Annotated in this window: 6 protein-coding genes and 1 tRNA gene; 2 read left to right on the top strand and 5 right to left on the bottom strand. The window is 42.8% G+C overall.

Features of this window, described 5'->3' with window-relative positions:
- The first annotated feature begins 272 nt into the window (after positions 1 to 272).
- Positions 273 to 343: transfer RNA gene (locus WC310_05655), tRNA-His, on the top strand.
- Positions 344 to 680: 337 nt separating this feature from the next.
- Positions 681 to 1037, top strand: a complete 357-nt coding sequence (locus WC310_05650) for a GlpM family protein (protein ID MFA5359266.1) — start codon at positions 681 to 683, stop codon at positions 1035 to 1037.
- Positions 1038 to 1150: 113 nt separating this feature from the next.
- On the opposite strand, the gene WC310_05645 is transcribed toward WC310_05650, so the two are convergent.
- Genes WC310_05645 through WC310_05625 form a run of 5 tightly spaced genes read right to left on the bottom strand, consistent with a single transcriptional unit; the run spans position 1151 to position 7274 of the window.
- Positions 1151 to 2722, bottom strand: coding sequence for an NADH-quinone oxidoreductase subunit C (locus WC310_05645; protein ID MFA5359265.1), 1572 nt, complete (start codon positions 2720 to 2722; stop codon positions 1151 to 1153).
- Position 2723: 1 nt separating this feature from the next.
- The gene (locus WC310_05640; GenBank protein MFA5359264.1) at positions 2724 to 4166 is read right to left on the bottom strand and encodes a proton-conducting transporter membrane subunit; all 1443 of its coding nucleotides are present in this window, start codon (positions 4164 to 4166) and stop codon (positions 2724 to 2726) included.
- Between the two features lie 4 nt (positions 4167 to 4170).
- The gene (locus tag WC310_05635; protein MFA5359263.1) at positions 4171 to 4818 is read right to left on the bottom strand and encodes a hypothetical protein; all 648 of its coding nucleotides are present in this window, start codon (positions 4816 to 4818) and stop codon (positions 4171 to 4173) included.
- A 2-nt stretch (positions 4819 to 4820) separates the two neighbouring features.
- Positions 4821 to 5747: an NADH-quinone oxidoreductase subunit H gene (locus WC310_05630; protein ID MFA5359262.1), complete on the bottom strand. Its 927-nt coding sequence runs from the start codon at positions 5745 to 5747 to the stop codon at positions 4821 to 4823.
- Positions 5748 to 5750: 3 nt separating this feature from the next.
- Entirely contained in the window at positions 5751 to 7274 is a 1524-nt protein-coding gene (locus WC310_05625; protein ID MFA5359261.1) for a proton-conducting transporter membrane subunit, read from the bottom strand.
- Positions 7275 to 7371: the final 97 nt, after the last annotated feature.

Raw genomic sequence — 7371 nt, 5'->3', positions numbered from 1 at the left:
AAATCTTTTGTGCAAATCAATACCGATATGGTATCCTTGTTCCATAGGGCTGCCTCCTTGTATTTTGGGACTGATTGTAACATTAATCAGAACTCTGGAGGTAGTCCTTTCATAATATCATTGCGAGGAGTGTGCTGTGCGACGCGGCAATCTCGTTTTACGTAGTGCGACCCTTTAAGGGTCGCTAATGTAGGGGAGGGGCTACGCCCCCTCCCGCAATCTCGTCTGTTGAAGTAATTGTCTTTTCAGTGCTAAAATAGAGGTTGAAAATGGTGGCTATGGTGTAGTGGCAGCACACTGGACTGTGGCTCCTTTAGCACGGGTTCGAATCCCGTTAGCCACCCTGTTAAACCCGCGCTGAAAACGGGGATTCGAGGGGAGCGAAGTAAGCTGCTGCGACTGATTAAGGAGCAGTGGCAGCGGGTGGCCTAGTCGAGGCGCAGTGAAGCCGAGACAGCCGAATCCCGTTAGCCACCCAAATTTTAATTTTATTGCGAGAAACGTATTTTGACGCGGCAATCTCAACCTTGAAAGATGAGATTACTTCGCTGAAAATTGAGTGGGCCGAATTTTAAGTAATGAAGTTTTAGTGTAGCCACTCCCGTTAGCCATTTCAATCGCCGCTCCATAAATTAAATCCCTTGTTTATTTATACGATATTTTTGTTATATAATATTAATATGGACCTCAAAAATGTTCCAATCTATTTCCTGGCCGGGGGCGTTATCACTACGCTCATCGTACTTCTTGAAGGAAGTGGGCTAAGGCTCTTATCCGGTTTAGCAACCATGGTGCCGGTTTTCACCCTTATCGCCTATTTTTTTATAGGTGCATCGCGAGGCGGCGTTGCCTTAAGTCAACATGCCAAATTGGTTCTTACCGGGACTTTGGTTGCGTGGGTTCCTTATATGCTTACGGTTATTTTTCTTGCGCCGCATCTCAATACATATAAAACTATCGGAGCGGGACTGCTGGTATTTTTTGTGCTTGCGATTGTCTTTTTATTAACGTCGCAACATTTCGGCTGGTTTCAGTAATAAAAAATTGAAAAAACAGATAATATTATGTCAGGATTATCCATCAAACAGGTTCTAACGTCGTCCCGTAAGCCATCCCAAAAGTGATTTTGGCCTATAAATATATGAAGTTGCTATAAATCATTTCCCGAATAAGATAAATTGAAACTTTTGTTAATCAAAGGAAAATCCGGTACTATATTGTCAAATCCGGCGTCTTTAAGAACAGCCCAATTAACAAAAGAAGGGTCACGCACAGCCACCCTGCTAATATTTCCAGCCGAATCTGTTGTCACGAAATATATAATTTCTCCCCGCCATCCTTCAACAATACCTACCGCAATGGCGTTCTTTTTGAACGCAATGTCAAGATTGGGTATGTCGATATGTCCTTCCGGCAATACGCGTAACACCTCTTGAATAATCTTAATTGACGCGTATGATTCTTTAATGCGAATACGGAAGCGCGCATATACATCTCCGCTCTGTTCCGTCGGGACTTTTCCGATGGTAATTTCATCGTAGGCCGCGTACGGATAATCAACGCGCGCGTCATTTTCTAATCCAACCGCTTTTCCCGCAATTCCCACAACGCCGTGGTCTTTGGCGATTCCTGAGGAAAGCACTCCGGTGCCCTTAAGACGATTCAAGAGTGATGTGTTGTCTTCCGCTACCGCAATAATTTCGGAAAAATCTTTGAGTATATTTTTAAGGTCCCCGGATAATTCATTCTTTTCTTTGCCGTCAATGTCTTTTGTTACTCCACCAATTGAATTGACCCTGCGCAAAAACCTGTTTCCTGTGATTCGTGCGTTTATTTGTAAAACCATTTCCCGCAGCCGCGCGCCATGCGCACCGCCAAAATTAAAACCCGTATCCAGCATAATTGCTCCGATATCTCCGAAGTGATTTGCCAGTCGTTCTAATTCGGCGTATATGACTCGCGAATGGAGTGCTCTTTTCGGTACGATGCTGTTGTTTAATTGCTCCAATGCCTGGCAAAAAGCCAGGGAATGGCTGAAGGAACTGTCGCCGGAAATTTTTTCTGATAAATGCACCTTATCATTGAGCGGGAGAATTTCAAACAATTTTTCGCTGCCCTTGTGTGCAAAACCAAGCCGTGGCTCTAAAAGCACAATTCTTTCTCCGGCAACGCTAAATCGAAAATGCCCCGGTTCAATAATGCCGGCATGGATAGGACCAACCGGGATTTCATATATTCCTTCACCGGCTACTTTTTGGAATTGATATTCTCCGCCGGCTTCTTTCGGTCTTGTTTTCCAATCAAAGTCTTTTCTTAGCGGGAAAACATTCTTCGGCCAATTTTCATGAAGCATGATCGGTCTTGAATCCGGATGGCCGACCGGCGTAAGGCCAAAAAATGTTTGTAACATTCTTTCGTAATTCCACGCTTTATGGGTTACCGGAGTCAATGAAGGGAATTCAGTCGTATTTCTTAATTGAATGAAGGGGATGATAAATGTATTCGCTTTCGGTGCGCCAAAAACATACCAGATTTTAAAACACCCGTTTTCTTCCCTTTCGTCTGTGGCGGTAATGAGTTTAAGCGAAAGATTTTTACGGCCGTGTAAATTTTCGGCGGTTTCTTTTATTTGCGAAACCGGAATTTCAAAAACAGCGGTGTTATCGCAAAATTCAAATTTTGCGTTTTCGGGAAGATATTGTTCTATTTTTTCTTTGCTCATGTCAGTATTGTAAAACAGCGTTGGTAATTAACTTATACAAAAATGGCGGGAGAGAAAAACTTAAATAAAAAACAACGGCAATAAGCACGAGCGGCGGAAAAGTAAGCCAGGCGTTTTCTTTCCCCCGGTTTATTTCCGGCGGTTTTTTTCCAAACACCATCGTGGTGGCATGATGAAAGAACGAAATAAATAATATAGCCGCCGAAAATAAGGCGACAATGGTTACGGTGGGATATGTTTTTATGCCGGCGGAAAAGACAAGTATTTTTGTGAAAAACATTCCAAACGGCGGCGTACCGGTAATGATAAAAAATCCGATTAAAAATAATACGCCGGTAACCGGCAGGGTGGTGATAATCCCTCGCACTTTGGCGATCCTCGTGGAACCGTATTTTAAAAATATTATGCCGGAAGATAAAAAGAGCGCGGATTTTATAAGGGCATGATAAATGATGTGGAGCATTGCGGCATAAACTCCCAATCCGCCAAAACCGAACCCAAGAGTCGCAATGCCCATATTTTCAATGCTGTGGTAAGCAAGCAGGCGTTTATAATTTTTTTGAGTGAAGTTAATCAGTGACGCAACTACAACCGAGAGCAGACCAAAAACAATTAGTAGTTGCCGGGAAAAATCAGGACCGATGGATGCGTCGGTGATTAATTTAAATCGCAGCATTACGATGAACGCAACATTTAAAAGCACCCCTGAAAGCAGCGCGCTGATAGGTATCGGCGCTTTGCTGTGCGCATCAGGCAGCCACGTATGCATTGGCGCAAGTCCGATTTTGGTTCCGTAACCGATGAGTACAAAAATAAATGCGATTTTCGCAAGCGCCGGATTAAGATATGCGGCAGTTGCAGTCAGTAATTGCCAGTCGGCAAATCCGTTTCCGGGTAATGAATTTACGTAAGTGAAATACAAAAGTGTTCCTAAGAAACCCAGCAGCAAACCAATCGAATTGATGATCAGATACTTCCAGGCCGCCTCCATGGCTGCCGGTTTATTGTAAAAACTAATGAGGAAAGCGGTGGAAAGCGTTGTTGCTTCGATGGAGATCCAGGCAAAAATCGGATTACTGGTTGTTACCGCTAAGAACATCGCCGCTAAAAAAAGGTCCAGCAGGACGAAATATTGCTTTACCCTGGTAAATCCGATGATATTTTGGGCAGTTTCTCTCCGGAGATATTGGACGGAATAAACGGTAGCGGCAAGACCGACCAGGGCAATAATAAGCATAACAATCGCCCCAAGCGAATCAACCGAGAAAAAGACCGAAGGAGAATAAATTCCGAAATCGGAAACCTTTAACGCTATGATAGTAGATCCAAGGAAAGCAACAATGGAGGCGCCGACAGAAAGAAATTCAATAACAATTCTGTTTTTAACTGATATATTTATCAGCGCCGCAGCTATTAATATTGTAATTAGAAGTATTAATTCCATAGTATCAATCCGTTAAGTTTTTCATGGAAGTAACATCATGCGACCCGAAATGTTTATAGACCATAGACGCAAATATGGTTGCAATGATAATCCAAACAAAAATATTGAATATTACTCCTATTTGTAGTCCTGGCGCTTGTTCAAGGCCGGCGAATACGATAAAAGCCACGATGCTGTTTTCCAAGGAAAGAATCCCAAGAATCTGCGATATTGCTCCTTTGCGGTTGATAATTAAAAAGAGCGAGAGGAATATGGATGAAAGCGCGATTGACAACAACGCCTGGTGGGTGGGGACGATACCCGTCAGCGGCAAAAATTTTTGAGAGTGGGCGATTGAAGTCAACACGGCAATAAAGATGAGCGTGAATGGTGTGTTGAGATAGGTATTCACGGAAAATGACAAGGCGTGTTTTTTAATTAAACGGATAAAAAACAATGGGGCTAAAATTACCTTAACGACAAGATTGAGTAAAACCACGATATATGTGTATATATTGCCGGTTTCAAAAAAAGAATTGAGAAAAACAAGGCAAATCATCAGGGATTGAATGCCATACGCAACTGCAGCCGTAAAGTTCTTTTTGGCAAGATGCAAAAAAATAACAGTCAGAAACATTATACCTAGTAAAAACTGTAAGAATGAAATGTCCATAATTAACGGATAAGTCCGATAGCCACTGCGTTAAGGATAAATGAAGTTATTAAGAGGTCCGGCAGGCGAAAAAATCTGAATTTAGCCATGCTGGATTCAAGAATAGCAATTGTAGCACAAAAAATAAGCATTTTTATGATGAAAACAACGATGCCGGTGGTCACGGCGCTTATATCAGAACTTTGCGCAATGCCCAGAGGGAAAAATAGGTTTGATCCCAAAGCAACAAAAATGACCAGTTTGTTGGCTGACGCCCATTCCATCAGCGCTAATTTCTTTCCTGAATATTCCAAAATCATCGCTTCGTGAATCATCGTCAATTCCAGGTGAGTATCCGGATTGTCGAAAGGAAATCTTGCCGTTTCGGCAAGTAGGATAATAAAAAACCCGCAAAATGCCAACAAGATAGACAGGAAAGACTGGCTGGACGCGAATATATTAGCGTTGGAAATCGCGAATAGATTGGTGGTGCCGCCTACAAGCCCGACTGTTAAAAGTGAAAAAATAAGTCCGCCTTCCGCCAGCGCGGAAATAGTCATTTCCCGACTGGATCCAAATCCTCCGAAAGCGCTGCCCGTGTCCATACCGGCCAACGCCAGAAAGAATGTGCCGATAGAAAGTGTGTAAACGATAACGAGCAGGTTGCTTGTCAAAACATTATTAACAAGGGAGGAAAAAAGAGGAATACTGGCGCCGACAACAAGAGTCACGGCAAATATGATGATTGGCGCGCAGCTAAAGACCCATGAGGCATCTTTGCTTATTATTTCGTCTTTATGTAGTAGTTTCCATAAATCTTTATATGGTTGGAAGATACTTGCCCCTTGACGATTTTGCAGCCTGGCTTTTATTTTTTTAATAATGCCGACACAAAGCGGGGAAATTGCCGGCACAAAAATAAGTTGAATTATCCAAACAATAATATTCATAATTTATAGCACTAAAAATAATGCAATCGCCAGTGCGATAAAGATATAGGAAATGTAGGCATTGATATTTCCGCTTTGAATGTTTTTTGCCCGTAAGGATAATTCGTGAATCATCGTTTGCATTGGCCGGTAAAAATATGAGTGATATATGTTGCCCACGCTTAAAGTAACCTCTCTGGATTTCGGCAAATACCTGCTTTCATCGTCACGGTATTCAATTTCGTGCTGAATACTTGGTTTCAGGACATTTTTAAAAATAAGAATAATTGACCTGGCAAATCCGGTGGCGGTTATTTCCATACGCGGGGTTAAATCGGTGCCGCAATCCCATGTGCCGCCGATTGTAACCTTTTGATTTTTATTAACCAGATAGCGGACGATAAACGTCGTAAGGAAAATAGCAATAACGAGAAAACCGAAAAGCACCGGGGCGGAAACTGAAGCGAAACCGTTTCCGACATTGAAACTCTGACGGGAAGATACAGAAACAAGCGAAGTAACATTTTGGAAAATAGTGAAACTTTTACTTATTTTTTCAAGTAAAATGGTTACGGGGCCGGAAAATATTCCAAACAAAAGCGATAATAGCGCCAAAGTCCCCATACTTATGCGCATAGATAATGCGGATTCTTTGGCATGCGCCACTTCCGCACTTCTGGGGCGGGCAAGAAATGTCGTGCCGAAAGCCTTAACGAAACAAGCGAGCGCCAGACCGCCGGTAATTGCCAACGATCCCGCGGCTACGACGAAAATCCATTGTGAAGAAGAATGTAATCGGGCTATTCCCTGAAAAATGGTTTGAAATGTCAGCCACTCACTGAAAAAGCCATTAAACGGCGGCAGGGCGGAAATTGCAATTGAACCAATCAGGAAAAACATTGCTGTTTGGGGCATATATTTAATGAGTCCGCCGTATTCTTCCATATTCCCGGTGTGCATTTCATTGATAACTGAACCAGCGCTTAAGAAAAGCAGAGATTTAAAGATGGCGTGATTGAGTGTATGGAAAAGCGCCGCCGCAAGACCAAGCAGGGCAAGCGATGGCATGCCAAGCGAATAAAAAGTAAGCGCGCTGCCAAGACCGAGTAAAATAATGCCGATATTTTCAATACTGTGATAGGCTAAAAGCCTTTTTATGTCATGTTCGGTGAGCGCATACAAGACCCCCAGCAGGGCGGATATTGAGCCGAGAGCAAGTACCGTAAGTCCCCACCAAGCCGGTATGGGTTGAAGCACGTCAAGAAAAAGTCTGATTATCATGTAAATGCCGGTTTTTATCATTACGCCGGACATTAGGGCTGAAACATGGGAAGGGGCGGCCGGATGAGCGGCCGGAAGCCAAATATGGAAGGGTATGATGCTGGCTTTTGTACCAAGGCCAACGAGGGCAAAAATAAAAATAGCGTTTTTTATCGGCAAAGGAATAAGGGCAACATTAAATTTTACCGTCGCGAAGTCAAAAGAACCGGTATATTTAAAAAAAAGTAAAAAAGCGAGAACAATAAAAGTTGTACCGATATATGTCATCTATGAAAGGACTGTGTCAAATCGCGTAACTCGTCCCTTTCAAAAACGTAGTTTACATAAATTATTCTTAAACCGGTTAAACCGGATTGTATCGTTG

It is taken from the genome of Patescibacteria group bacterium, assembly GCA_041653535.1.
In the GTDB taxonomy this organism is placed as follows: Bacteria; Patescibacteriota; Patescibacteriia; order JACRDY01; family JACRDY01; genus JBAZFH01.
This window is presented reverse-complemented; position numbering and strand designations above follow the sequence as displayed.